Annotated in this window: 25 protein-coding genes, 2 tRNA genes and 1 pseudogene; 17 read left to right on the top strand and 11 right to left on the bottom strand. The window is 71.4% G+C overall.

The features are described from left to right. Positions 1–43 precede the first annotated feature (43 nt). The 5 genes from AB0M48_RS32095 to AB0M48_RS32075 all read left to right on the top strand — a co-directional run bounded on the left by AB0M48_RS32095 (position 44) and on the right by AB0M48_RS32075 (position 4,446). Complete coding sequence (locus AB0M48_RS32095; protein WP_363849112.1) at positions 44–952, top strand: DMT family transporter; 909 nt, start codon at positions 44–46, stop codon at positions 950–952. After that, the gene (gene epsC / locus AB0M48_RS32090) at positions 949–1,590 is read left to right on the top strand and encodes a serine O-acetyltransferase EpsC (RefSeq protein WP_363849110.1); all 642 of its coding nucleotides are present in this window, start codon (positions 949–951) and stop codon (positions 1,588–1,590) included. Before AB0M48_RS32095 ends, epsC begins: the two co-directional genes overlap by 4 nt. Before the next feature lie 22 nt (positions 1,591–1,612). Beyond that, entirely contained in the window at positions 1,613–2,584 is a 972-nt protein-coding gene (gene cysK, locus AB0M48_RS32085; protein ID WP_363849108.1) for a cysteine synthase A, read from the top strand. Positions 2,585–2,590: 6 nt separating this feature from the next. After that, entirely contained in the window at positions 2,591–3,085 is a 495-nt protein-coding gene (locus AB0M48_RS32080; RefSeq protein WP_363849106.1) for a cupin domain-containing protein, read from the top strand. A gap of 182 nt (positions 3,086–3,267) precedes the next feature. After that, positions 3,268–4,446 (top strand): serine/threonine-protein kinase, encoded by a 1,179-nt coding sequence (locus tag AB0M48_RS32075; protein ID WP_363849104.1) that lies wholly within the window; start codon positions 3,268–3,270, stop codon positions 4,444–4,446. 46 nt (positions 4,447–4,492) lie between these two features. Here AB0M48_RS32075 and AB0M48_RS32070 read toward each other — a convergent pair whose 3' ends face one another. From AB0M48_RS32070 to AB0M48_RS32045, 6 genes and pseudogenes are all read right to left on the bottom strand, one after another. Continuing rightward, a complete protein-coding gene (locus AB0M48_RS32070; protein ID WP_363849102.1) occupies positions 4,493–5,923 on the bottom strand; it encodes a hypothetical protein in 1,431 nt (476 codons plus the stop codon). A 135-nt stretch (positions 5,924–6,058) separates the two neighbouring features. Continuing rightward, a pseudogene (locus AB0M48_RS32065) lies at positions 6,059–6,316 on the bottom strand (VOC family protein); the annotation flags it as partial. Positions 6,317–6,325: 9 nt separating this feature from the next. Beyond that, positions 6,326–7,552, bottom strand: coding sequence for a VWA-like domain-containing protein (locus AB0M48_RS32060; RefSeq protein WP_363849100.1), 1,227 nt, complete (start codon positions 7,550–7,552; stop codon positions 6,326–6,328). Beyond that, positions 7,552–8,796 carry a MoxR family ATPase gene (locus tag AB0M48_RS32055; protein ID WP_363849099.1) on the bottom strand — a complete coding sequence of 415 codons (1,245 nt, stop codon included), beginning with the start codon at positions 8,794–8,796 and terminating at the stop codon, positions 7,552–7,554. The genes AB0M48_RS32060 and AB0M48_RS32055 overlap by 1 nt, the downstream gene beginning before the upstream one ends. A 64-nt stretch (positions 8,797–8,860) precedes the next feature. Then, on the bottom strand, positions 8,861–10,186 hold the full coding sequence (locus AB0M48_RS32050; protein WP_363849097.1) for a hypothetical protein: 1,326 nt from the start codon (positions 10,184–10,186) through the stop codon (positions 8,861–8,863). A gap of 83 nt (positions 10,187–10,269) precedes the next feature. Further along, complete coding sequence (locus AB0M48_RS32045; protein WP_363849096.1) at positions 10,270–11,037, bottom strand: TetR family transcriptional regulator; 768 nt, start codon at positions 11,035–11,037, stop codon at positions 10,270–10,272. Between the two features lie 109 nt (positions 11,038–11,146). Here AB0M48_RS32045 and AB0M48_RS32040 point away from each other — a divergent pair, with 109 nt between their 5' ends. The 3 genes from AB0M48_RS32040 to AB0M48_RS32030 all read left to right on the top strand — a co-directional run bounded on the left by AB0M48_RS32040 (position 11,147) and on the right by AB0M48_RS32030 (position 12,511). Beyond that, entirely contained in the window at positions 11,147–11,881 is a 735-nt protein-coding gene (locus AB0M48_RS32040) for a DUF2306 domain-containing protein (RefSeq protein WP_363849095.1), read from the top strand. A 291-nt stretch (positions 11,882–12,172) separates the two neighbouring features. Next, positions 12,173–12,301, top strand: a complete 129-nt coding sequence (locus AB0M48_RS32035) for a hypothetical protein (protein ID WP_363849093.1) — start codon at positions 12,173–12,175, stop codon at positions 12,299–12,301. A gap of 9 nt (positions 12,302–12,310) precedes the next feature. Further along, the gene (locus tag AB0M48_RS32030) at positions 12,311–12,511 is read left to right on the top strand and encodes a hypothetical protein (RefSeq protein WP_363849091.1); all 201 of its coding nucleotides are present in this window, start codon (positions 12,311–12,313) and stop codon (positions 12,509–12,511) included. Positions 12,512–12,514: 3 nt separating this feature from the next. Here the strand turns inward: AB0M48_RS32030 and AB0M48_RS32025 are convergent, their stop codons facing one another. The 4 genes from AB0M48_RS32025 to AB0M48_RS32010 all read right to left on the bottom strand — a co-directional run bounded on the left by AB0M48_RS32025 (position 12,515) and on the right by AB0M48_RS32010 (position 15,734). Further along, complete coding sequence (locus AB0M48_RS32025) at positions 12,515–13,603, bottom strand: alanine racemase (protein ID WP_363849090.1); 1,089 nt, start codon at positions 13,601–13,603, stop codon at positions 12,515–12,517. Beyond that, positions 13,600–14,520, bottom strand: coding sequence for an ornithine cyclodeaminase family protein (locus AB0M48_RS32020; protein ID WP_363849089.1), 921 nt, complete (start codon positions 14,518–14,520; stop codon positions 13,600–13,602). The genes AB0M48_RS32025 and AB0M48_RS32020 overlap by 4 nt, the downstream gene beginning before the upstream one ends. Further along, complete coding sequence (locus tag AB0M48_RS32015) at positions 14,517–15,167, bottom strand: PAS domain-containing protein (protein ID WP_363849087.1); 651 nt, start codon at positions 15,165–15,167, stop codon at positions 14,517–14,519. The genes AB0M48_RS32020 and AB0M48_RS32015 overlap by 4 nt, the downstream gene beginning before the upstream one ends. 93 nt (positions 15,168–15,260) lie before the next feature. After that, entirely contained in the window at positions 15,261–15,734 is a 474-nt protein-coding gene (locus AB0M48_RS32010) for a group II truncated hemoglobin (RefSeq protein ID WP_363849085.1), read from the bottom strand. A 62-nt stretch (positions 15,735–15,796) separates the two neighbouring features. Between AB0M48_RS32010 and AB0M48_RS32005 the strand changes: the two genes are divergently transcribed. The 6 genes from AB0M48_RS32005 (at position 15,797) to AB0M48_RS31980 (ending at position 19,896) form a co-directional block, all read left to right on the top strand. Further along, positions 15,797–16,114, top strand: coding sequence for a helix-turn-helix domain-containing protein (locus AB0M48_RS32005; protein WP_363849084.1), 318 nt, complete (start codon positions 15,797–15,799; stop codon positions 16,112–16,114). Then, positions 16,111–17,256 carry a GDSL-type esterase/lipase family protein gene (locus AB0M48_RS32000; protein ID WP_363849082.1) on the top strand — a complete coding sequence of 382 codons (1,146 nt, stop codon included), beginning with the start codon at positions 16,111–16,113 and terminating at the stop codon, positions 17,254–17,256. Before AB0M48_RS32005 ends, AB0M48_RS32000 begins: the two co-directional genes overlap by 4 nt. A 50-nt stretch (positions 17,257–17,306) precedes the next feature. Further along, positions 17,307–17,380, top strand: a tRNA-Trp gene (locus AB0M48_RS31995). A gap of 7 nt (positions 17,381–17,387) precedes the next feature. Further along, positions 17,388–17,460 (top strand) — tRNA-Ala (locus AB0M48_RS31990). A gap of 4 nt (positions 17,461–17,464) precedes the next feature. Then, on the top strand, positions 17,465–18,793 hold the full coding sequence (locus tag AB0M48_RS31985) for an SDR family NAD(P)-dependent oxidoreductase (protein ID WP_363849080.1): 1,329 nt from the start codon (positions 17,465–17,467) through the stop codon (positions 18,791–18,793). Further along, positions 18,787–19,896 carry a ribonuclease inhibitor gene (locus AB0M48_RS31980; RefSeq protein ID WP_363849079.1) on the top strand — a complete coding sequence of 370 codons (1,110 nt, stop codon included), beginning with the start codon at positions 18,787–18,789 and terminating at the stop codon, positions 19,894–19,896. The genes AB0M48_RS31985 and AB0M48_RS31980 overlap by 7 nt, the downstream gene beginning before the upstream one ends. A 618-nt stretch (positions 19,897–20,514) precedes the next feature. On the opposite strand, the gene AB0M48_RS31975 is transcribed toward AB0M48_RS31980, so the two are convergent. Continuing rightward, positions 20,515–22,110: an FAD-dependent oxidoreductase gene (locus AB0M48_RS31975; RefSeq protein ID WP_363849077.1), complete on the bottom strand. Its 1,596-nt coding sequence runs from the start codon at positions 22,108–22,110 to the stop codon at positions 20,515–20,517. A 561-nt stretch (positions 22,111–22,671) separates the two neighbouring features. Between AB0M48_RS31975 and AB0M48_RS31970 the strand changes: the two genes are divergently transcribed. The 3 genes from AB0M48_RS31970 to AB0M48_RS31960 all read left to right on the top strand — a co-directional run bounded on the left by AB0M48_RS31970 (position 22,672) and on the right by AB0M48_RS31960 (position 25,788). After that, the gene (locus AB0M48_RS31970) at positions 22,672–23,529 is read left to right on the top strand and encodes an LLM class flavin-dependent oxidoreductase (protein WP_363849075.1); all 858 of its coding nucleotides are present in this window, start codon (positions 22,672–22,674) and stop codon (positions 23,527–23,529) included. Next, complete coding sequence (locus AB0M48_RS31965) at positions 23,519–24,844, top strand: LLM class flavin-dependent oxidoreductase (RefSeq protein WP_363849074.1); 1,326 nt, start codon at positions 23,519–23,521, stop codon at positions 24,842–24,844. The genes AB0M48_RS31970 and AB0M48_RS31965 overlap by 11 nt, the downstream gene beginning before the upstream one ends. 95 nt (positions 24,845–24,939) lie before the next feature. Further along, positions 24,940–25,788, top strand: a complete 849-nt coding sequence (locus AB0M48_RS31960; RefSeq protein ID WP_363849330.1) for a ParB/RepB/Spo0J family partition protein — start codon at positions 24,940–24,942, stop codon at positions 25,786–25,788. Positions 25,789–25,825: the final 37 nt, after the last annotated feature.

The following is a 25,825-nucleotide window of genomic DNA, read 5'->3' as shown; positions in this document are numbered from 1 at the left end:
AGTGTCCAAACGACTACTGACTGATGATCCGAATCGAGAAGCAATGGACAAGGCATCCGTCGCGCGCTTCCTGCTACTGGCGCTGCTCTGGGGAAGCAGCTTCACGTTCATCAAGGTGTCCCTCGAAGGTCTGACACCGGGACAGCTGGTGCTGAGCAGACTCATCCTGGGCGCGGCCGTGCTCCTCTCGATCGCGGCCATCCGCAAGGTCGCCCTCCCGAGGTCCGTTCAGGTCTGGGGTCACATCGCGGCCGCCGGCCTGTTCGGCAACGTGATTCCGTTCCTGTTGCTGTCCTACGGCGAGAAGACCACCGGCGCCGGCATCGCGGGCGTCCTGATCGGCGCCACCCCGCTGCTGACGCTGGCACTCGCCACCGCCGCGCTGCCGACCGAGCGGGCGACCTCCCGCAAGGCCGTCGGCCTGGCACTGGGCTTCGTCGGCGTGGTGCTGCTGATCGGCCCGTGGCACGAGTCGCTCGGCTCGCTCAGCGGGCGGCTGGCCTGTTTCGGCGCGGCCATCAGCTACGCGATCGGCTTCGTGTACGTGCGGAAGTACCTGTCGCCGCTCGGCCTGGCCCCGTTGTCGCTGGCCGCGTCGCAGCTCGTGTCCGCGGCCGTGCTGCAGGCGGTCGTCACGCCGTTCCTCGGCTGGCGGACGCCGGACTTCACCGGGCCGGTGACGCTGAGCATCGTGCTGCTCGGACTGTTCAGCACCGGCTTGGCCTACGTGCTCTACTTCCGCCTCATCGGTGACGTCGGTGCCACGACGGCCTCCGCGGTGAACTACGTGGTGCCGGTGTTCGCGGTGCTCGTCAGCGTGCTGTTCCTCGGTGAGCACGTGACGTGGAACCTCCTGGCCGGTGGCCTGGTCGTGCTCGTCGGCGTGGCCTACGCGGAGAACAGGATGGGGCAGCTCCGCAAGGAGAAGGAGACCGCGGGAGCGGTCCGGTGAACGCGAGGGCGCTGCTCCGCGTGATCACCGCCGACCTGGACATGGTCATGGACCGCGACCCGTCGATCCTGTCGCGCAGCGAGGCGTTGCTGCACCCGACGGTCATCGCGATCTGGGGACATCGCGTGTCGCACTGGTTGCACCTGCGAGGACATCGGCGCGGCGCCCGGCTGGTCATGGTCATCGCGAGACTGCTGACCGGGGGGATCGAGATCCACCCCGGTGCGACGATCGGCCGTGGTTTCTTCATCGACCACGGCGCGGGCGTGGTGATCGGCGAGACGGTCGTCGTCGGGGACGACGTCACGATCTTCCACCAGGTGACGCTCGGCGCGGTCGGGTGGTGGCACGACAACCAGCGGCCGGAGGGCTCGCGGCGGCACCCGAAGCTCGGCGACCGGGTCGTCGTCGGGGCCAACGCGACGATCCTCGGTCCGGTCACCATCGGCCACGACTCCGTGGTGGGCGCCCAGGCGCTCGTCATCCGGGACGTGCCGGCGGACTCCCGGGTCCTCGCGCCGTTCTCCATCCCGAACCTGAAGTCGAGCCGCAGCGTCGCGAAGGCGGCCAGGCCTCGCCAGTCCGTCGTGGTCGCGGGGCAGAAGCACAAGGGTGCGGCCGTGTTCCCCAGCTGGTGACACCGAACCGATCGGAGAGCTCGTGAACGTCCGGCTCAGTCAGCCGCTCACCAAACGACCACCCGCCGAGTCGCTCGTGGACCTGATCGGCGGCACGCCCACCGTGAAGCTCGACCTCGGCGTGACGACCGCGAACCTCTACGCCAAGCTGGAGATGGCCAACCCGCTGTCCAGCGTCAAGGACCGCGCCGCGCTCTACATGATCAACGGCGCGGAGGAGCGCGGGCAGCTCACCAGGGGCTCGGGCACCATCGTCGAGGCGACGTCCGGCAACACCGGCATCTCCATGGCGGCGATCGCCGCCGCACGCGGCTACCGGTGCGTGATCGTGCTGCCGGACAGCGCGACCAGCGAACGCATCCAGCTGCTGCGGGCGTTCGGCGCGGAGATCGTGCTGACCCCGTACCAGGAGGGCTACGTCGCGGCCATCGCCAAGGCCGAGGAGATCTACCGCGAACGGCCGGGGTCGTGGTTCGCCTGCCAGCACGAGAACCCCGACAACGTGGCCGCGCACCACGCGACCACCGGCCCGGAGATCTGGAACGACACCGACGGCGAGGTGGACGTCTTCGTCTGCGGTGTGGGTACCGGCGGAACGCTCAGCGGCACCGCGAAGTACCTCAAGGAACGCAACCCCGCGATCCGCGTGGTCGCCGTGGAGCCCGAGGGATCACCGGTGCTCAGCCGGGGATGGGGCGGCCTGCACCGCATCCCCGGCCTCAACGGCGGTTTCGTCGCGGCGACGACCGACGTCGACCTGATCGACGAGGTCCTGACGGTGTCCGATGAGGACGCTTACGACACGGCGCGGGAACTGGCCAGGACGGCGGGACTCCTGGTCGGCGTCTCCTCCGGCGCGGCGGCGCACGCCTGCCGCGTGCTGGCCGCACGGCCCGAGTGCGCGGGCAAGAACTTGATCACCGTGTTCCCGGACACGGGCGAGCGTTACCTCTCGTGGTTCAACCAGGACGACATCGCCAGCAACGAGGAGTGAACAGACATGACGCAAGTCTCCAACATCCTGCTTCCCGGCGAGGGCGAGTCGGTGCAGATCGGCACGACCACCCACACGACCTTCAAGGCCAGGGGCAGTGAGACGGACGGCAGGCTCGGTCTGTACGAGCACCGGATGGCCCCCGGAGCGCCCGGCGCCTCGCCGCACGTCCACAACGAACAGCTCGAAGCGTTCTACGTCCTGCACGGCATGGTGGAGCTCCACTTGGACGGCAAGTCGTTCGCCGCACCGCCCGGCACCTACGTCAACGTGCCGATGGGCGTCTCGCACGGGTTCCACAACCCGTACGAGGACCAGGCGACGATGCTGATCATCTTCACCCCGGCGCTCAACCGCGAGGAGTACTTCCGGGGACTCGCCGAGATGTACGCCGACGGCAACAAGCCCTCCGAGGACGAGTTGCTGACGCTGATGGCGAAGTACGACCAGTTCGAGGTGACGATGGACGGCCACGACGTCCCCAACTGGGGCCGGCACTGAGGTGAGCGACGGGCGCCCGGGCCGGGCGCCCGTCCGCTCGTCCGGGGTCCCGCCGCGTCTCAACTGGTGGTTTGACGGTTGACAGTCTGGCCAGGAGTGGAATATTCCAACCCTTGCAGAGTGTCCGGCGCGGACGGGTGGGCGGGGCCACCCGACCGGCGCCGCCGGCCAAGAGGTGGCGAATGACAGAGGAGTTACCGGAGATCCCCGGCTTCCGGTACGCCCGACCGCTAGGCAGGACCGTTCATCTGTACCGCGCCGCGGACGGTGAGATCGCGGTGAAGCTGCTCGTCGACCCGCCGCGGGTGGCCGAGATCAGGACGGTGGCCGGTCTGCGGCATCCCGGCATCGCGAGCGTCGACCGCGCCGGACGGACCCGCGCGGGCCTGCCGTACGTGGTGATGCGGTACTTCCCGGACGGTGATCTGGCCGCCGCGGCACCGTTGCCCTTCGCACGTGTGCTGGAGATCGGTGTCGCCGTCGCGGACGCGCTGCATGCCGCGCACCAGGCAGGCGTCCTGCACCGCGACGTGAAGCCCGCCAACCTGCTGCGCGACGGGCACGGGCAGGTGTACCTGACCGATTTCGGCGCCACCGGCGGGGATCACCTGCTGTGGACGGCGCCCGAGGTGCTCAGCAGCGGTGCGCACAGCGTCCGGGCGGACGTCTTCTCGCTCGGCGCGACGCTCTGGCACCTGCTCGCGGGCCACTCGCCGTTCGTGGTGCCCCGCGGCGACAACTCCCGTGTGGCGATCACCCAGCGCATCCTGCTCAGCGCCGCACCGCCGTCGGGCAGGGCACCGAAATCGCTGGAAGTGCTGCTGCGCCAGGCGATGTCCGCCGATCCCTCCGTGCGACCGGCGTCGGCGGGCGAGTTCGCCGAGCGGCTGCGGAAGATCCACGACGAGTCGGCTCCGACCGCCGCACTGGCGGCGGTCGTCGTCCCGGCCGGTCCGCCCGCGCGCAGGAAGGCTCGCTGGCCGCTGTACGCCGGAGTGGCCGGGGCCGTCGCCGTGGTCGGCATCACCAGCGCGCTTCTCCTGCAGGACAGGGGTTCCGTGCGGTTGCCGGCCGGGGCGCAGCCGGACAGCGCGGCCGAGGGCGGAACTGTCGGCAAGGTCGTGGTCACCGTGACCCGCGTGAACCCGCAGACGCTCCGCTTCTCGTGGACCTACCCGTCACCGCAGCCCGGCGACACGTTCGTCTGGCGCACCAACGACGAACTCAAGACGGGCACCGTCAGCGAGCCGTCGGTCGAGCTGACCGCGTCGGGCACGCTGTGCGTCGAGGTGCGGGTCGTCCGGGCGGACGGCGGCGACGCGAACGCCCGGGACTGGTCGCCGGAGGGCTGCGGCTTCTGATCGGGCCGGACACCGTCCTCACAGGACGGTGCCCGGCCCGGCAGACCTACTTCGCTGCCACCACGGTCGTTTCGACCTGGCGCTCGTTGTCGCCCGGGTTGTTGTCCTCACGGCCGTCGAGGCGAACCCGCGCCTTCAACGTCGCCTTGCCGAGCGCCGCGTCCTCCGCGGAGTAGGTGTACGTGAACGGCACGACCACCGTGCCGTCCTTCGCCACCTGTCCGCGCACCGTGCCGACGACGTCGTGGTAGCCGTCCGGCCTGCGGCGGAGCAGTTCGACGACGATGCCCTCGGCGTAGCGGGTGCTGGTGACCGACACCTCGACCCGCCCGGTCTCGCCAGCCGTCGCGGTCGCGGGCGCGACGACGTTCGACACGGTCACGTCGTGCGTCTCGACCTTCAGCTTCTGCGTGGAGGAGCCGGATCGGCCGTCCGCCGTGTAACCGGTGATCGTGATCTCGTACTCGCCGTCGGCGGCGTACCGGTGCCAGACCTCCGCCATGCCGGGCACCGCCGGGATCGCGGCGGACGTGCCGTCCCCGAACCGCACCTCGCCACCCGCGAGCCAGCGTCCCGCCGGATCGCCCGGATCGATGCCGAACCGGACGTCGTCGAAGACGCCGGGCTGCTGCGGCGACACCCACCAGGCGGTGGGCTTGATCCGCGGCGCCTCGGCCAGCCGCAACGTCAGCGGTCCCGCGCCGTACACGTCGTCGGCGACTCGGATGTAGTAAGTCTCACCGGGCGTCGTGGCGAAGATCGCCGGGTCGTGCGCGCTCTGCCGGCAGTCCACCTCGGCCAGAGCGCTGCCGCGGAACACGGCGACACCCGGGCTGTTCCGGCTCTCGGTGACCTTCGCCGAGACGAACAGCGCACGGTCGGCCGTGTAGCGGAACCACAGCGAACGGGTGGAGGAACTGTCGCAGCCCGGCCTGGTCTCGCCGGTCTCGATCGTGGCGGCCCCGGTGTCACCGGCGACGTCGGCGTCCAGCCGGATGTCCGCGGCGGACGCTTGATCGTCGTGGGCAGCCCGCGGCACGAGCTCGAGCCCGAACGTCACCGGCCCGGCGAACCGCGTGTCCTGCGCCAGGAAGTGGTAGGTGGTGCCGGCGGTCACCGCGAACGTGTCCGAACCGCCGCCGTGCGGGTACTGGCAGGCCCCCGGTGTCCAGGTCAGCGCGCCCCGCTCGCCCGTGTAGGCGGAGACGGCCGGCTTCTGGTCGTCCGGCCGGTCGGTCGTCATCCGGACGAAACCGTCGGATGGTGCGGTGTAGCGGAACCAGACGCTGCTGGTGCTCCACCAGCAGTGGGAAGGGTCGTCGTCCGCCGCGGTGCCCTCTCGGGTGTCCACAGTGGACGAGAACGGGAGTGAGGTGATCGTGGTGGCGCCGCCGAAGTCGTCGTTGGACGGAGGTGCCGCCTGGGCGGCACCGGGCGCCAGTGCCGCGGTCAGCACGACCGCGGCACCGATGATCAAAGCACGCAAATGAAACCCCAGTTTTCCACAGGCCGCTCGGCGCGGCCTCTCGTGCGTAGAGACGCGCCGAATCTCTCCGGGGATGTCAGCTGCGGGGAATTGCGCCTTCTGCCGCAACGACCTGCGGCCAACAGGTCACTTGCGCTGGTCGGCCACCAGCCAGCACAGGCAGAAGGGATGACCGGCGGGATCGGCGTACACCTGGAAGTCGTCCCCGCTGGTGTTCCCGATGGCCGGCCTCAGCACCCTGGCGCCCAGTGCGATGACCTGCTCGTGCGCCTCGGCGAAGTCCTCGACCCACAGGTCGAGGTGGACCTGCTGCTGGGTCGGGCCGTCCGGCCACTCCGGCGGCGTGTGGCCGGGTGCGAGCTGCACACCGACCCGCGCGGGCGCCGCGTCCGGTCAGCCGATGGTGACGACCCGCGCCCAGCCGGGCGGTGTGTCCGGAACGTAGTCGGGATCGTCCTCGTCGTCCTCGCCGGACGGAAGTGGTCGCGGGAACAGGCCCACCACCGTCCGGCAGGGCGGTGCCGCGTCGGGCCAGGGGGTCTGGCCGTCGGTCAGGGCCACGACCACGTCCGGTCGCGTGCGCAGGGCTTTGGCGAAGCCCTCCCGCAGGTCCGTGCCACCGCCGCCCACCAACGGGATTCCTTCCGCCTGGCACAGCGGACCGGTGATGTGGGCGGCGGCGTCGCAGGACAGCACCGAGACGAGATCACGGCGGCCGCCCACCGCGCGGACGATCGCGGCGATCTCGACGAGCGCGCTGCCCAGTTCGGCGTCGCTCACGGACCCGGACGTGTCGACGATGACGACGACCTTGGGCGGCCTGCGGCGCAGGCTCGGCAGGACCACCCCCGGCACGCTGGCCGACCTGCGGGCGGGCCTGCCGTACGTGTAGTCCTCGCCCACGCCGGGGCCGGAGACGGCGGAACGCACCGCCGATCCCAGCAGTTCGCGCCACGGTTGCGGCGGGTGGAACGCCTCCTCCGCCCACCGCCGCCACCCCTTGGGGAGCGAGCCGGGGTGGCCCGTGATGCTCTGCGCCACGCGGAATCGGACGGCGTCCTGTTCCTGCGCGGTGAGCCCGTGCGCGCCGTCCGCCCCGAACTCCCACTCCCGTTCCAGGCCGTCCGCGCCGCTGCCGCAGTCGAGCCAGGCGAACGCGTTGGTGTGCGGGCCGAGCCGGAACTGCCGCAGGTAGTCCTCCATCAGCTGGCCCGTCGGCAACCGGAGCGCGGTCGGCAGCACGGCGTCGTCCGGGCACACCAGGCCGTCGCCGAAGACGTCGTCGTTGATCTCACAGTCCGCCGCGATGTTCATCCGCAGCCGCTCGCCCGGCCCGGTCAGTTCGTGGCGCGCCGCGAACCGGTCGCCGCGCCCGTGGTGGTCGCGGATCAGGTGCGACACCTCGTGCACCCAGATCCCGGCGAGCTCCTCCACCGGTCTGGCGTCGACGAACGCCGCCGAGACGTAGCAACGCCAGTACCGGTCGACCGCCATCGTCGGCACCTGCTGCGACTCCACGACTTTCAGGGCGAACAACGCCGTCGCCAGGTACGGCCGGCAGTGCACCGCGTACAGGCGGGCGGCGAACAGCTTCTCCTCGTCCAGTGTCCGCGTCGTCATCAGTGGGCACCCACGACGGTCCTGGCGCGTGCCTTGGCCCGGTCCGCGCGCTGCGACAGCGACACCGCTCCGGCCAGCTGCTCGATCGCCGCGGGAACCTGCCAGTCGTCCTGCCGCAGCGCGGCGAGCGTGCTCGCCGGCACGACGACCAGGTCCGGCGCGCCGGTCTCGACGGCGAGGGTCAGCAGCGCCCACGCCGCGTTCCAGCGGGCCTCGTCCGGCCGGTTGCGCACCGCCGCGACGACTCCGTCGAGCACCACCTGCCGCAGGTCGCCGCGTTCGGGCAGCACGGCCGCCGCCGGATCCGCGAGCAACTCCTCGGGGTCCGGCAGGTCCAGCCGGTCGAGGCTCGCCAGCAGTTCGAGCCCGGGACCTTCTCCGACGGTGCCCCGCACCAGCATGGACAGCACGTCCCGCGAGGTGCCGGCCGCCGTGGCGAAGGCGATCAGGCGCAGCGCCATCTCCCAGGTGCGCGGTGAGGGCCAGGCGCCGCCGCGGAGCGTCTCGTTCTTGGGCAGCTGGTGGACGAGGTTCGGCCGGGCGGCCAGGAGCGCGCACACCGCCCGCCGCGCGAACGCCACCGCGTCGGGCACCATTTCCGGGGCCAGCCGCGGCAGTGCGGCGACCGGCCAGGTCCCGCCCAGCCCGCGCACCACGACCTCGTGGTCGAACGTCCACTTGAGATGGACGAACCGGTTGGCCAGCGGCGGACTCAGCTCCCAGCCGTCGGCGGCCGAGGAACGGGGGTTGGCGGCCGCGACGATCCGGACGCCCGGCGGCAGGCGCAGCGCGCCGACCCGGCGTTCCAGCACCACTCGCAGCAACGCGGCCTGCACGGCGGGCGGCGCGGTGGACAGCTCGTCCAGGAACAGCAGTCCGCGCCCGGCCCTGACCAGCCGGACCGCCCAGTCGGGAGGCGCCATCGGCACGCCCTGCGTCGCCGGGTCGTCGCCGACCACCGGCAGGCCGGAGAAGTCGGAGGGTTCGTGCACGCTGGCGATCACCGTGGTCAGCGGTAGTTCGAGGGAGTCGGCGAGCTGGGTGAGAGCCGCGGTCTTGCCGATTCCGGGCTCACCCCACAGCAACACCGGCAGGTCGGCGGAGACGGCCAGTGTCAGGGCCTCCAGCTGCGGGTCGGCGCGCCACTCGGTGTTCGTGTCGCCGAGCAGGGCGAGCAGGTCGGCGGCCACGTCCAGCGGCCGGGTGCTCGTCGATCCGATGTGGACAGTCGTGGCAGAGGGCATGTGTCGATCACCTTGGTTCAAGTCTGAGGCCGTGCGCCGGCCGGGCGAGGAAAGGGTGGGTGAGTCAGGCGTGGCGGAGAGCCGCGTGCCGCCGGCGAGCGCGGCGGCCCGGCCGGTGGCAGTCCTCAATGGACCGGAGTGACCGGACGTCGTGGAGTTCCGCCCGGTACAGCCCGTGCAGGACCTTGCGCCGCGCCGCCGTCTCCAGCTCGTCGCGCAACGCCCCGCTGAGCAGCAGCGCGTCCGGTCCGAGCAGGCCTTCGACGACGGCGAGGGCACCGGCGACGTCGCCGTGGTCCAGCCGGGCGCGGATGTCCAGGAGATCTTCCGGGTGCCGATGCGCGGTGTCGATCGCGTGCAGGCACGGCAGGCTCTGGCCACCCAGTGCGGCCAGCAGCTCTTCCCGGCGGATCTCGTCCGGATCGTGGTCGAGCGGGACGAGCACCCCGTCCACCACGCCGATCCGGTGCAGGGCGCCACGACAGTCGACGAGGCGTGAACTCGCTGTGCTGTCAGGACTTCCCGGCGCACTCGCCGGCCGGTGCTCCGGCAGCAGCGCGGACCTGACGAGGGGGTGCAGCCGGTCGGCGGCGATCATGCCGGCGTGCCACAGCTCCAGGTCGGGCGGCACCCAGGTCGCCGCGTCCGGCAGGACCGGCAGCGTGCAGCGACGCGGTGCGGTCGCGGTGATCCCCGGCGCGTCCAGGTCGAGCACGACCTGCTGCCGGGAAGTGAGCCGGACCACGACGGCGCTGCCCGGCCACCCCTCCGCACGGAGCAGCAGCGCGGCCTCGGCCGCCCACCGGTGCGTGGCGCGGCCGTCCGGCTGCTCGGGGTCGCACTGCGCGGCACCGCACCGTTCTCGCAGCTCGGAAGCCCTGCGGGCATCCCACAGGTGACGGTGCAGATCGAGCCGGAAACGCCGATCGGGCCGCGGATGCGGATGGCTGCCGGCCCTGCTCAAGGTCCCGGACCTCTCCCACAGCGCGAGGCTGATCCGTTGCCCCGCAGCGGCCCAGGCGGGCGGTGTGCGTGCGACGAGATGCACCTCGTCGCCACCGTCCGGTGGTCGATACCGGGCCAGGGAAAGGGTGAGGCCTGGACGCAACACGCCGTCCGGCCTGATCCGAGGGAAGTGCCACCGAAGCAGGTCGGGGGCCAGATGACGCAGATCGGTGCGGACCAGGTCCGCGAACTGCTTGCCCCGCGTACGACTCAGGGCACGGAGGTTGATGTCGACATCGACCCGTGCGGCAGCACAGGCTCCGGACCAGTCACCGGCCTGACGGCGGGCGGTCGCGGACTCGATCATCGACGCCGGCACGGCGAACTCGCGCACGTGCGACCAGAAGGTGAGGCGGGAGGATCCATTCACGGTCGAGTGGTGCATCAGCACTCACCTTTGGTGAACGGGACCCCCGATCTGCTCGAGTTGGTGATCATCGCGGACACCGTAGCAGAGCCCGCAAGCGCCTAGTCACGCGAATTTGCCGCCACCCAGCCCTCGATCCCGTCCAGGAACCGGTCCACGCCGAAGGCGAGCTCGAACGGCAGCACGTCGCCGTCCGCCCGCGCAGGGGCGGCGAGTTCGGCCGCGTGGACGGCGGTCAGCGCCGGGTAGTCCGCCGGATCGAGGAATTCGGCGACGACGTGCGTGAGGTCCGCGCCGGCGCGCGGGATCCCGTTGTCGCGCTTGGGTTCTCCGGCCATGCTCATGCTGATCTGCGCCGTGCCGCGGACGACGGCGGTCAGGTGCAGGGCCGCGGCCCTCGCCTCGCCGCCGGGCAGTCCGGCCGCCAGCAGGGGACGCAGCAGGCGGTCGAGCCAGGCGAGCTGGTTGGGACCCACGGGTGCGTGGTCGAGCGGCACGCGCAACATCCAGGGACGGGTGTGGAAACCGGCCCACAGCGCGCCGACCCACCGCCGGACCGCCTCCCGGAAGTCCGCGGTGCCGCCGAGGTCCGGGGGAGCGCCCGCGCCGACGTCGGCGGCCACCTCCAGCAGCAGGTCCTTGCCCGGGACGTGGTTGTAGAGCGACATCGTCGAGTAGCCGAGCTCGGTGGCGACCCGCTGCATGGACACCGCCTCCAGCCCGTCCGCGTCCGCGATCCGGACCGCGGCCTGCGCGATCAGCTCCACGCTGAGCCGCGAGCGGGGCCCCCGCTGACCACGGCGGCGTTCCGTCCACAGCAGCGTGAGGCTGCGCTGCAGATCGGAGTCCTTGCTGTCACGTGTCGTCATCCGCCATCCCGTCCGGTCGCCCGGTGTCATCCTAAAACTATGTACGTCGTACGTTTCTATGTATGGTGTACATAGTTTCGGCCTGGTCCCCACCTCGAACGGATCTGTCATGACCTCGACGCACGCACCGGTTCCGCCACGTCAGAAGGCCGGCTGGTGGCGCCGGCCCTGGATCGCGCCGCTGATGCTGGTGGTGGCGACGTTCCTGGCGTTCTCCGTGCCGCCCTACCTGACCTTCGATCCGGCCCACTCCCGCCTGAAACCACCGGAGGGCAACGACCTCTACTACCCGCTGCTGGTCGCGCACGTCCTCTTCGGCGCCGTGGCGATGGCGACCGCCTGCTTCCAGGTCTGGCCGGCGTTCCGCGCGCGGCACCGGACCGGCCACCGCATCACCGGGCGGATCTACGTCTACGCCGGGGCGTTGCCCGCCGGGGTGCTCGGCCTGTACGTCGGCTGGCACACCGTGGCGGGCCCGTCGGTGCTCGTCGCCAACCTCGTGGGATCGGCGCTGTGGCTGGTGATCACGGTCATCGGCCTGCGGATGGCCCTGCTGCGCCGCTACGACGAGCACCGCAGGTGGATGTCGCGCAGCTTCGCCCTCGCGATGTCGATCGCACTGAGCCGGGTCATCAACGTCCCGGCCGTGATCGTGCTGACGCCCCAGGTCGACAGCGCGTTCGGGGGCAACGAGGAGCTGATGCGGAACACCGCGACGAGCATCGGCGTCTGGCTCAGCCCTCTGCTCCTGCTGTTGCTCACGGACTGGATCCTGGAGCGCCGCACACCTCGCGCCCGTCGTCCCGTGGCACCGAAGGCCGCGACGGTCACGGCCCGGGCGTGACCGAACCCTGACCGGCAAGGCCGGCGCCGGAGCGGGTGGCGCGGCGACGTTCTCCATCGCCGACGCGATCCTGACCCTCAGGACGAGCACGGGTTCGGTGCAGTACACGCGCTCCGCCTGACCACGGCCGCACACTGTGCGGCATGGCAGAACTCGGTGTGGTGCTGGACGACCAGGAGCTGGAAGCCCGCTGGGAGAACGCGTGGCGCCCCGAGGAGATCGCGCGCCTGCTGGCAGGCGTCAGCACTCCCTGGTACGTCGCGGCGGGCTGGGCGCTGGACCTGTTCCGAGGTGAGCAGACCCGTCCGCACAGCGACCTGGTTGCGGGACCCGGCGACCGGCGACTGGCTGTGCGACGTCTTCCGCGAGCCGCACGACGGTGGCACGTGGATCGGCCGGCGCGACGAGGACATCCGGTAGCCGTACGACGTGGTCATCGAACGCACGGCGGACCGGATTCCTTTCCTCGCACCGGAACTGGTGCTGCTCTTCAAAGCCAAGGAGGTGCGGCCGAAGGACCAGCAGGACTTCGACGGCGTGCTGCCCTGCTCGGACCGCAGCGGCGTCGTGCGCTGCAGAAAGTGGCTGGCCCAGGTGCATCCAGGCCACTCCTGGCTCAGTGCGCTCTAGCGGTCACCAGCCGCGGTGACGGGGCCAGACCTCGCCGCTGACGAGGTGGTAGCGGTCGTGCTGGGCGGCCGTCGCGCAGGCGTGGTTGGGCAGGATCCGCAGGCGCGTGCCGATCGGCAGGTCGGGCACCGGTGCGCCGTCCCGCGTGCTCAGCACGCCGTGTTCCTGGCTCGCCCCGGTCATGACGAGGCCGGGGATCAGCGTGCCGCCGGCGTCGACGACCAGGCCGTACCCGTGGTCGACCGCCTGCGCCTGCGTGCCCCTGTCCCGCGAGGTCGCCATCCAGCCGCCGTCGGTGATCACCCAGTTCTTGTCGCGCTGATGACCGATCACCGTGACGGCCACGGTGAGGGCGAGGTCGTCGGTGGTGCAGACGCCGATGCCCGCCATGACGAGGTCGAAGAAGACGTAGTTGCCCGCACGGACCTCCGTGACGCCGGTCAGGTCCGTCGCGGCGTGGGCGGTGGGGGTGGAGCCGACGCTGACGATCTCGCACGGGAGGCCGGCGGCACGCAGGACCGCGGCCGCGGCGACGGCGGTGTCGCGTTCGTTCTGCGCGGCCTTGTGCAGAGCCTCTGGTGTGTAAGCGAAGTAGGACTCGCCCGCGTGGGTGAGCACCCCGGCGAGGTGGTCGCCGAGCACCCGGCCGATTCCGGGGAGCGCGGGGTCGGTGACCGTGACGCCGCCGCGGTGCCCGTCGCAGTCGATCTCGATCAACGCCGGGATGCGGAGATTCTCCTTGCGTGCGAACGAGGTCACGGCCTCGGCCTGGGCGAGGGAGTCGAGCAGGACGGTCAGTCGCACGCCGCGGCGAAGCAGTTCGGCGACGCGTGGCAGCTTGTGCGGGTCGATGCCGACGGCGTACAGGACGTCCCGGTAGCCCGCGTCGGCGAAGTGCTCGGCCTCGGCGAGCGTCGACACGGTGATCGGCCCGCCGTCGTGGACGCGCTGGGCTACCTCGACGGACTTGGACGTCTTGACGTGCAGGCGAAGCGGGACGCCGAGCCCGGCCAGGTGGTCGCGCAAGCGTGCGGCGTTGCGGTCCAGCCGGTCGGTGTCCAGCACGGCGAACGGGGTGTCCACAGCGGTCATTCGGATGCTCCTGACGAGAGGCGGCGCAGCAGTGCGGCGGCCAGGGTGAGGTCCTGAAGGGCGAAGCCGGAGCTGTCGAACACCGTGATCTCCTCGGGCGACGTCCGGCCCGGGGCATCACCGGCGAGCACCGCTCCGAGCGCGACGGGCGTGACGGACCCGGCGTGCTGGAACTCGCCGATCGCACGAGATTGGTCCGGCAGGTCGCAGAACAGCGATGCGCGGCCGTACAGCGCGACGGGCAGTTCCTGCTTGCCCGGGCCGTCGGCGCCCATGGCGGAGATGTGCGTGCCCGGTGCGACCCAGCTCGCGTCGAACAACGCCTGCCGGGCCGTGGTGGCGGTGACGAGCACGTCCGCCGCGGCGACTCCGGCCTCGGCACCGGCGGGTTCGGCCGGCAGACCGGTCCGCGCGGTCACGGCGGCGGCGAACTCCCGTGCCGCGTCAGCACGGCGGCCGACGACGAGCACCCGTTCGATCGGGCGCACCCGGCTGACCGCACGCACTTCGTGCAACGCCTGGTGCCCGGTGCCGACGACGGTCAGCGTCCGGGAGTCGGCACGGGCCAGCGCGTCCACGGCCAGCGCGTCCGCGGCGGCCGTGCGGTAGGCGTTGGCGGCCGCCGCCTCGACCACGGCGCTGAGCCGCCCGGTGGCCGGGTCCAGCAGCACGATCGTCGAACTGTGGCGGGGGAGATCGGTGTTGTCCGGCCAGAAGCTGCCGATCTTCACGCCCGCGAGCCCGCCCGCCGAACCGGACTTGAGGGTGAACCTGGTGTTCGGCGCGGAGGAATGCCCGATCACGACCGGGAACGTCGATCCCGTCAGGGCGGCGAGGAACGCCTCCCTCGCCGCCTCCAGCGCCAGTTCGTCGTCGACGAGGGCCGCCGACTCCGCCTCGCTGATGAACGTCGTCACGGCTTGTCCTTCTTGAGTTCGGCCAGGTCGTTGTAGAGGCCGGTGCGGGAGATGCCGAGCCGCTTCGCGATGCGGGCGGGCGCGCCGCGCAGGCTGAACACACCGGCCTCGTTCAACGACCGGACGAGCGTCAGCCGCTCCTCGCGTCCCAGCGCCGCCACGGGCACCGCGTGCGCGCGTTCGGCCCGCTCGATCAGCGACTCGACCACCTGGTCCAGGTCGCCGGAGAAGTTCGTCGTCGCGCTGATCTCCTCGACCGGCGACAGCCCGAGCAGGTCGGACAGCACGCCGGTGGCGCGGTTGATGGCCGACACGTCGATGTTGATGCACAACGCGCCGATGAGCGTCCCGTCGGCGTCGCGCAACGGCAGCGTCGTGCACTTGAGCACCCGCCCGTCCTGCGCGCGGGTGAGGTAGCCGACCTCGTTGCGGGCGTCGGCTCCGGCGCCGAGCACCCGCAGGCCGATCTCGCTCATCGCGTCCCCTGGCTCGCGGCCGGTGACCGACCCGGCGACCGCGACGACGGACCGTTCCGGGTCGCGGTAGTCGTGCAGCACGACCTCGCAGCTGCGGCCGAAGGTCGCCACGATGCCGTCGAGCACGGGTGTCAGCGCGGCGAACACGGCGTCCGCGGTGTTGTCCGGCACGCTCGACCTCCTGTTCTGAACGAAGTGTCACGTTCTGAACAAACTGTCTCACGAGGATGCCGTCAGTGCGGTGTGGTGCTCGCCACGGAAGGATCAGGGAGCGATGTACGGCGGCGCCTCGCCCCAGCCCCATTTCGGCACCGGCGCCCCGTGGAACGGCTTGGCGTCCGCCGCGGAGTTCTGCACGGCGAGCCGCGTGCCCCACTCCAGGTAGGACACGAACGCGGCGCGGAACTCCGGATCGTCCGGCAGCGCCACCTCGTCCGCCGCGTCCATGATCAGGTTCAGCCAGCGGCGGCGCTGCTCCTCGGTGATGGCCCGGCCGAGGTGCTGGGAGAGCATGAACTCGTAGCCGCCGCGCTCCCCGGTGTACGCGGCCGGCCCGCCGAACACCTCGCCCAGCCACAGCGCCACATACCGCGCGTGGCCGGGGTCCATGCCGGCGAACACCGGCGCGAGCAGCGCGTCGTCCGCGACCCTGCGGTAGAACGCCTCGGTCAGCCGGAGCAGCGCCTCCGCGCCCCCGGCCCACGTGTAGAGAGAAGGTGTTGACTGGTCGTTGATCACGACGCCACTCCAGCAGCACGCGAAATGCCCGGCAAGTACGCACTTTTTGGTGAGGAGCGCCGATGTACAACTGCCCGGTCGAGCTGGCCCTCGACGTCATCGGCGGCAAGTGGCGCGCGGTGATCCTGGCGCACCTGAAGGAACGCCCGCACCACTATGGCGAGCTGCGGCGCAAGGTGCCCGGCATCAGCGAGAAGATGTTCGTGCAGCGGCTGCGCGAGCTGCAGGAGTCGGGGCTGGTCGCGCGGGCCGAGGTGCCTCCGCACGTCGAGTACTCGCTGACCGACGAGGGCCGGAGCCTGGGACCCGCCCTGCAGGCGCTCTACGACTGGGGTGTCGAGCGCGCCGCCCGCACCGGTGCGAGCATGGTGAGCACATGATCACCACACCTCTGACCGACGAGCTCGTGCGTGGCGCCGCCGAACTGGAAGCCACGGCTCGTGGTGTGCGCCCGCACCGCCTGCCTGCCTGGGTGCGTGAGCGCTTCCCCGACCCGCAGCTGATGACCGCGGAGAGCAGGCCTTCCGGCGTGCGGCTGGTGATGGCCACCGAGGCGCGGGTGATCGAGCTGGTCCTGCACCCGAGCGCGGTCTCCTATCGCGGCGTCGAGCGGTTGCGGGGCAGCGTCGATCTGGTGGCCGACGGCGAACTCCTCGTCAGCGAGCAACTCGTCGGCGGCGACCACGCCGAGGTCGACGTGCGGACCGGAGCGCGTGAGGTGCACGAAGGGCCGGCGTTCACCGCGCGGTTCACCGATCTCGCCGCCGGCGACAAGGTCGTCGAGATCTGGTTGCCGCACAACGAGGTGGTCGACCTGGTCGCCCTGCGCACGGACGCGCCGGTGCGCCCGGCCGGCGAGGACCGCCGAATCTGGTCGCACCACGGCAGTTCGATCAGCAGCGGGTCCAACGCGGCCACGCCGGCCCGCACCTGGCCCGCGGTCGCCGCGCGCCGGGGCGGCGTCGAGCTGCACAACCTCGGGTTCGGCGGCAGCGCGCTGGTCGACCCGTTCGTCGCGCGGGTGATGAGGGACCGCCCCGCCGACTTGATCAGCGTCAAGTTCGGCATCAACGTCGTGAACTTCGACGTCATGCGGCTGCGGGCGTTCGTGCCGGCCGTGCACGGCTTCCTGGACACGATCCGCGACGGTCATCCGAGCACGCCGCTCGTGCTGATGTCGCCGATCTTCTGCGGCAGCTACGAGGACACGCCGGGACCGGGCGGCATGGACCTGGAGGCGCTCGACGCGGGCAAGGTGGTCTTCACCGCCACCGGTCCGCACGGGGACGCGCCGCAGCTGACGTTGCGGATCATCCGCGAGGCGCTGGCATCCTTGGCCGAACGCCGCGAGAACGACCCGAACCTGCACTACCTGGACGGCACGCGCCTCTACGGCGAGCAGGACGCCGTCACGCACCCGCTGCCCGACGCCCTGCACCCCGACACGGCCACGCACGAACTGATCGGCGAGCGCTTCGCGCGGTACGCGTTCGTGGGCGACGGTCCGTTCGCCGTCCAGTAGGGACCGTGCCCTCGGCACGGAAGATCCGCTGGTTACGATGGCGCCAATGCCGGGGTCGTAGCGCAGAGGCAGTCGCACTGGACTCCACATCCGGATCACGCCGGTTCGAATCCGGCCGCCCCGGCAGGCCAGGTCCCGTAGCGCAGAGGCAGTCGCGCCACCTTTGCAGGGCGGATCACGCCGGTTCGAATCCGGCCGGGACCACACCATGACAGACAGGATCACCGAAGCCGAGCTCGCGACGTTCCACGAGGCCGTCGCGCGGTTGCGCGCGCTTCCGGCGGATGATCCGGTGCGGCTCAAGGCGGAACGGGTCGCCGAGTCGTTCGCGCGTGAGGGCAGGAAGAGCCGCAAGAAGGTGCGCGACGGGGAAAAGGCCCTGGCCGACGCGGCTGTCGACGCCGCGACCGCCACGGGTGCGCTGGACCGCCGTGAGGACGCGCCGCTGCCGCCGGTCGAGGACGTGCCGGAACGGGAGCTGTCGCGTGCCCGGCGTTGTTACGTGTGCAAGGAGTTCTACCGGCGTGCCGACGCGTTCTACCACCGGCTCTGCCCCTCCTGCGCGCGCGAGAACACCGAGCGCCGCACCGCGCGCACCGATCTGAGCGGGCGGCGGGCGCTGCTCACCGGTGGCCGGGTGAAGATCGGGTTCCAGGTGGCGTTGATGCTGCTGCGGGACGGGGCCGAGCTGCTGGTCACGACGAGGTTCCCGCGCGACGCGCGGCGGCGGTTCGAGGAGGCTCCGGGCAGCGCGGAGTGGCTGGACCGGCTGACGATCGTCGGCATCGACCTGCGTGATCCGCGGCAGGTGCTCGCGCTCACCGAGTCGCTGCGCGAGGACGGGCGGCCGCTCGACGTGCTGGTCAACAACGCGGCGCAGACCGTGCGCCGGCCGCCGGAGTCGTATGCGGCGTTGATCGCCGGTGAGAGCGGTGCGCCACCGCAGAAGGTCCTGCTGGCGCCGGGGTTCAGCCCGATGCTGGCGCTGGGGCAGAACAGCGGTGCGCTGGCTCTCGCGGAGATCGACGAGGCCGGGCTGCTGCCGGACACGGCGCCGGTCAACTCGTGGTCCGCCAGGGTCGGCGAGCTCGACGCGGCCGAGGTGCTGGAGACGCAGCTGGTCAACGCGCTCGCGCCGACGTTGCTGTGCGACCGGTTGTTGCCGTTGTTGCTCGCGTCGCCGCATCCGCGCCGGTACGTCGTCAACGTGACCGCCGTGGAGGGCCGGTTCGCCGTGCGGAACAAGACTTCCGGTCATCCGCACACGAACATGGCCAAGGCCGCGCTCAACATGCTGACCCGCACAAGCGGGCCCGACCTCGCGGAGCAGGGCGTCTACATGTGCTCCGTCGACACCGGCTGGATCACCGACGAGAACCCGGCGCCGAAGAAGGCACGGCTGGCGGAGGTCGGGTTCCGCACGCCGCTGGACGTCGTGGACGGCGCGGCGCGCGTCTACGACCCGATCGTGCGCGGCGAGGCGGGATCGCCGGTCGCCGGGGTGTTCCTCAAGGACTACCGGGAGGCGGCGTGGTGAGCTCGCTGGAACCACTGCTGGCCTGGCTGCGCACCGGGACGACCGCGGGGGAGCGGCTGGACTTCCCGACCGGCACCGCGCTGCCCGACGGCAGGCTGGACCTCTGCAAGCAGGACCTCGGGCCGGGTGGTGCGGAGCTGGTGGCGCAGGCGCTGCGGCCCGGCGTGGTCAAGCACCTGCTGCTGGGCACCGACGGTCTCGGCGACGGCGCGGCCGACGTGGCGGGGGAGGCGGTGCAGCGCGAGGTCGAGACGCTCTACCTGGGCTGCAACGGGATCACCGCCGGTGGCGCGTGCCGCATCGCGGACAACCTGCGGATGTCGCCCCAGGCGAGCCGGGTGACCGGCATCTGGCTCAAGCGCAACCCGATCGGCGACGGCGACGCGGCGGCCGGGCTCGTCGAGTCCGCACGGTCGTTGCGCACGCTCGACCTCGTCCAGACCGGCCTCGACGCCACGGCCGTGCAACGGCTGGTGGCCGCCGTGATCACCGCGGCCACGGGCAACAGGCCGGTGGAACGTCTTTACCTCGGCGGAAATCCGCTCGGCCCGGCCGGCGCGACCCACCTCGCGGCGTTGCTGGCCGCCGACGCGGTGAGCGAGCTGTACGTGTCCGCGGCGGGGCTCGGCGACGACGGCGCGCACACCATCGCCGACGCGTTCGTCACCGGCAGGCTGCGGCGGATCTCCGTGGCCAGCAACGGGATCGGTCCGCGGGCCGCGGCCCGCCTGGTGACCGCGGCGGCGGCCGCCGGCGTCGAGGTGTGCGATCTCGGCCGGGTCAAGGCCGCCGGAGTGCTGGGCGCCGAGGACAACCGGCTGGACGCACAGGCCACTTCCGCCATCGCGGACGCGCTGGCGGAGCGGCCGCACCGGTTGCGGCACCTGGTGCTGAGCAACACCGGCATCGGCAGCCAGGCCGCGCACCGGTTGCTCGACGGCGCCCAGCGCGCGGCCACGCCCACCCGTTTCGTGCTGGGCAAGGGAGTCGCGGGCAGCATCCGGCGCAGGCTCGACGCGCTGAGCGCCGCGATTCCCGCACGGCCGCCGGTGCCCGCGGACGTGGCGGCGGTGCGCAGCGTGCACCGCCAGCCTGCGGACTAGCGGCATCGTTCCGGGCCGTGCCACCAGCGTGGGATCTTGGCGAAGACCTCGATCCAGAACCGCTGCCTAGCCATGGATCGGAGGGGACCGCCTCGACGGAGTCATCCACGAGTGTCGTCACGTTGCTTAACCTGCGTGAATGTAATTTCGGCACACACAGCGCTATGTCCATGTCCTCGGTACTACTGCCAACCCTGACGCGCCGTGGACCACCCAGCAGGCCCGCAACCTCCTGGTGAGGCTTGACGATCGGGCCGGCGACTTTCGATTCGGCTCTCGCAGAGCGTGACTGCAGGTCCGCACGTCGCCGGCGAGTACACGGCGGCTTGAGCAACGAGTACGAACCTGCAGCGGCTTGATGCGCAGGTCAGGCCTATCGGGTCGTGTTTTGACACCTCGCAGGTCTGGTCCGCACTCCGTTCCCGGTGTTCGGACTCCACGCGTCACACGATGTTCGACGTTCGGCACCGGTCGTCGGGAAATCGCCCGGAACAAAGGATTCCAGGTCGATTCGGATTCGCCGTCGTCGTTCTTCCGGCTGGAGGACGCGCCCTCGCAGAGCGCCATTCGCCGAGGGACACGCGGGAGCGGCGAACAGGCCTCACGGGACCGTACTGATCACCCGAGGGCGACCGCCAGCGCCGTTCCCACCGCATAACCGGCGGTCAGTGCGGGACCCAGAGTGCCGCCCGAACCCGGATAGCCGGGGCCGAAGACGCCGGCCGAGACGTTGCCGCACGCGTAGAGCCCCGGCACCGCCTCTCCGGACGGGGTCAGCACCTCGCCGGACGTGCTGGTGACCGGGCCGCCCTTGGTGCCCAGCGCTCCCGGCACCACCTGCACCGCGTGGAACGGCGGGGTGACCAGCTCGCCCAGGCACGGGTTGCCCGGCACGCGTGGATCGCCGTAGTAGCGGTCGTGTGAGGTCTCGCCGCGGTGGAAGTCGGGGTCGGTGCCCGCTCGAGCGTGCGCGCTGAAGCGGTCGACGGTCTTGGTGAGCTCCGCCGGGTCCAGACCGATCGCCTCGGCCAGCAGTGCCGGGGTGGCGGCACTGGTCAGCCACGACGGCGCCGGTGCGCGCGGGGAAGCCGGGCCGACGCTGTAGCTGGTGCGGAACTTCTCGTCGAACACCAGCCACACCGGCAGGTGCGCGGGGTGGTGGCCGTCGGCGTCGAAGTTGAAGAGCACGCGCGTGATGTCGTGGTAGTTGACCGCCTCGTTCACGAACCGGCGGGCGTGCCGGTCGACCATGATCGAACCGGGCAGGCAGCGCTCGCCCACCAGGTGCCGCGTCAGCGGGGCGCCGTCGTACTCCTCCGGGACGCCGCGCAGCGCGGGCACCCACCAGGCCTGGTTCATGCGTTCGACGGCGGCGCCCGCCGACAGGGCCATGCGCAGGCCGTCGCCCGTGTTCACGGGCGGGCTCACCGGGACCACCGGCGTGTCGCCGAGGAACGCGCCCGACGCCGGGTCCCACTCGAAGCCGCCGTTGGCCAGCACGACGGCGCGACCGGCGAACGTGCGGCCGTCCTCGCAGCTCACGCCCGACACCGAACCATCGGTGAACGTCAGCGCGGTGGCACGCGTGCGGGTCCGGAAGGTCACGCCGAGCGCGTCGCAGGCGGCCACGAGTGCGGCGGCGAGAGCGGCGCCCACGGTCAGGACGCCGCGCTCACGTCGTTGTGCCAGGAGGGATTCGTCCGGACCGGTGAAGCGGGCGCGGTGCCGTTCGTCGTAGGTCAGCGGCGGGAACTGGGGGCCCCGGCGCACGCGCTCCAGCAGTCCGGGGAAGGGGGCGGTGTCGAACGGTTCGTTGTCCACGCACCGGCCCACGTCCACCGCGCCCGGCCAGCCGGAGTGGTAGTCGGGGCGGTCGATCGGGAAGAACCGGGCGCCGGTGTGCTCCTCCAGCCAGTCGAGCATCTCCGGTGACGTCCGGACGTAGTGCTCCAGCCGGTCGCGCTCGACGGTGCCCTCGGCGACCCGCTCCAGGTAACGCAGCGCGTCCTGCGGCGAGTCGGGCAGCCCGGCCCGCCTCATGACGGAGCTGTCCGGCACCCACAGCATCCCTCCGGAGACGGCGGTCGTGCCGCCGAGCACGTCCGAGCGCTCCAGCACGACAACGCACAGTCCTGCCGAGGCGGCCCGTGCGGCGGCGAGCAGACCCGCGCCGCCGGAGCCGGCGACCACCACGTCGAATTCTTGCTCGTCCACAAAATTCCTTCCCCCGATAACCGGACGGTTCGGACGGTATAAGTGGCGTCCGCACACCGGCAAGGCAATGGGAGCGCCGTCGTTCTCACTCGGATGGAGCATTTTCTTTTTACGCTGGGTGACGACGACCCGAAGCGCAGATGTTTTCCGGATGTCAGATCGGCATGAAGTGGCGGAACCGCCGAAATCGCTCATTGGTGGGAGCGAGGTGGAGGTACACCGTTCGGCGGTATCAAAGGAAGGAGCCGCGGACTGTCTGGAAGTGTGTGTGCTCAGGCAATGCGCTGAACGGTTGATCTTGGCCCGGCGCTGACCGGCAGTTGCCGTGCGGGGGACCGCAAATCATCGTGCTCGCACGACTGCTTGTAATCAGTTCCTGGTCATTGCTCATCTTGCGATATTCGCACCGCGCCGGTTTACTGGCGTTCGGCCGTGGGGGCTGCCGGTGCGACGCGTGCCACGAACGGCTACCTCGAGAACCAACAACTGTGTGGGGGTTGGCGCATGCGCTCCGGCGCTTATTCGTCCTCAGCAACGACCGTCGGCGTTCAATTGTCCGGAATGGACTTGACGCGTCCGGTGAGCGAACTCGTGGTGACCGCGCAGGCTGCGGAAACAGCCGGAGTCGACTATCTGGTGCTGCCTGACCGCACCGCCGCCGCACCGGACGGCGCGAGCCCGCCGACGGCGCTCATCGCCGCTGCGTTCCTGGCCGCGCACACCGACGACATCGGCATCGTCGTCACCGCCGCCACCAGCTACCACGAGCCCTACAGCCTGGCCCGCCAGATCGCCTCCCTCGACCACATCAGCGCGGGACGCGTCGGCTGGTTCGCCGACAGCACGACCGACCCCGCCTCCGACGCCAACCACCGCCGCGAGGGCCACGACCCGGCCAGGAACCCGCTGGTCAGGGCCCGCGAGTTCGTGCCGCTGGTCCGCGCGCTGTGGGACAGCTGGGAGGACGGCGCGTTCGTGCACGAGAAGGACACCGGCAGGTTCGTCGACGCGGACCGGATCCACGTCGTGGACCACGTCGGCGAGGCGCTCGCCGTGCGCGGGCCGTTGAACGTCATCCGCCCGCCGCAGGGCCAGCCGGTGGTGTTCGCGACTGCCGACGACGTTCTCGCCGACCACGCCGACGTCCTGTTTTCCGCCACACCGCAAGAAGGTCACGCTCTCATGGCCGATGCGTCCGGTGGCCGGGAGGAGGTCGCCGCACGGCTGCGGCACCCGCACGTCCTGGTGCGGTGCGGTTCCCAGGGCGAGCTGACCGCGTTCCTGCGGGACGTGCTGCCGTTGCTGAGGGACGGGATCCGCCCGGCCGGCACGACCCTGCGCGCACGGCTGGGCCTGGCACCGGCGCCCAACCGCTTTGCCCTGACCAAGGACGAGGAGCTCACCAGCAATGCCCGCTGACCGCGAACTGCACCTCGGTCTCATGTTCTGGGCCACCGGCACGCACCAGGCGGGCTGGCGGCACCCGGACGCGAGCCCCGACGCGGCCTACGACATCGACCTCATCCAGGAGGTGAGCCGCACCGCCGAACGCGCGAAGCTGGACTTCGTGTTCCTGGGCGACCGCCTGGCGTGCGACCCCTCCCTGCAGCACAGCAATCCGGCGCAGATCTCCCGGCTGGAGCCGTTCGCCGCGGCCGCCGCCATCGCCGCCGCCACCACGCACATCGGCGTCGTCGTCACGGCGAACCCGACGTACTCCGACCCGTACGGCGTGGCCCGCAACCTCGCCTCGCTCGACCACGTCAGCGGGGGCCGCGCGGCCTGGAACCTGGTGACCGGCGCGGACGCCGCGGCGGCGTTGAACTACAGCCGCGAGCAGCACTGGGACACGCAGAAGCGCTACGAGTGGGCCGAGGAGACGCTGCAGATCGCGCGCAAGCTCTGGGACTCGGGCGACGAACCGATCAACCACCGCAGCGAGCACTTCCAGGTCGACGGACCGCTCGGCCTGCCCCGTCCGCCGAGCGGCCACGTCGTCCTGCTCAACGCGGGCACCTCAGACCAGGCACGCGAACTGGGCGCGCGCCAGGCCGACATGGTGTTCGCCGGACCGCAGCCGACGCTCGCGAAGCGCAAGGAGTACTACGCCGACATCAAGGCGCGGGCGGCCCGCTACGGCCGCGAGGACCACGTCACGGTGGTGCCCGGCCTGACCCCGATCGTCGCGCCGACGACCGAGGAGGCCGTCGCGCTGCACGACCACCTGAACTCGCTGATCCTGCTCGACCCCGAGGTCGAGGCGAGCGAGTTGGTCAGGGCGGGCGGCATCGGCGAGGGCTTCAAGCGCAACCTCACCTCCGCGTCCGAGGCGTTCGGCGTCGACGTGCGCGGCAACGACCTCGCCGCCGTGGTCCCGGTCGAGGTGCTGGCGCGGGTGTCCGAGGACGGACAGCGGCGCCTCGCCGAGATCACCCGGCTCACCCGGCGCACCGCCGGCACGATCACCTACGCGGACCTCGTGCACGGCACCCCGCAACAGCTCTCGCACGTCGTCGTCGGCGACCCGGAGGAGATCGCCGACGAGATCCAGCTCTGGTTCGAGGAGCGGATGGCCGACGGTTTCAACATCTACCCGGCCTACGTGCCCGGTTCGGTGACCGCGTTCACCGAACTGGTCGTGCCGGTGCTGCAGCAGCGCGGCCTGTTCCGCAAGGACTACCGGGGCCGCACGTTGCGCGACCACCTCGGGCTGGAGGTACCTGCCCGCGGCTGAGACCCGCCCGGCGCCACGCCGGGTCGTCCGTTCACCACACGGCCGAGGCCGTGGTTCGACCATGCGTTCCACACTGTTGGGGGAGACAGTTGTCTGTGCAGTTGCTGCGCGAGGAAGGCACGCACTGGGCCGTCCGGGAACCGGCTGAGCGCGTCACCGTGCCGATCTCCCTGCTGGGACCGGCTGACACGCCCCGGCAGGCCGGCGTCGACGCCGAGCACGTCCGCGTGCTCACCGGTGTCGAGGACCTGCCGCCGATCGTGGTGCACCGCCAAACGATGCGCGTCATCGACGGGGTGCACCGGGTCCAGGCCGCGATAGCCCGAGGTGAGAACGACATCCCGGTCGTTTTCTTCGACGGCGACGAGGCGGCGGCGTTCGTGCTCGCCGTCGAGGCCAACGGCGGCCACGGCCTGCCGTTGAGCCTCGCCGACCGCAGGGCCGCGGCCGTCCGCATCGTGCGGGCGTACCCGGACTGGTCGGACCGCCGCGTCGCGTCCGTCGCGGGGATCTCGCCGAAGACGGCGGGGGCGGTGCGGTCGCGGATGTCAAGTGAGGAAATTCCTCAGTCGGGGGACAGGGTCGGGCTCGACGGCCGGACCCGCCGGGTGCTCGCGCGCGCCACCCCGGCCCGCACCACCGAGCCGGAACGGGTGCAGGCGCCCGTACCGCAACCGGAACGCCCGAAGCACCAACCGCCCGTGCGGCCGGCGAACCACGGGGCCGCGGTCTACGCGCTGCGCCGCGACCCGTCGCTGCGGTTCACCGAGAACGGGCGGACGTTGTTGCGAATGCTGGACCTGCACAGTCTGTCGCCGTCGGGGTGGAGCGGGATCACCGACGCGGTGCCCGCGCACTGCGCGTCGATGGTGGCGGACCTGGCGCGCGAGTGCGCGGAGGCCTGGCTGCTGTTCGCCGACGGCCTCGACGAGAAGTCGGCCTGAGACGCCGGCCGCCCGCCACCGGTGAGGTGACGGGCGG

This window comes from Lentzea sp. NPDC051208 (genome assembly GCF_040682435.1).
In the GTDB taxonomy this organism is placed as follows: domain Bacteria; phylum Actinomycetota; class Actinomycetes; order Mycobacteriales; family Pseudonocardiaceae; genus Lentzea; species Lentzea kristufekii.
The sequence above is the reverse complement of the archived record's forward strand: the minus strand, read 5'-3'. Positions and strand labels throughout refer to the sequence as shown.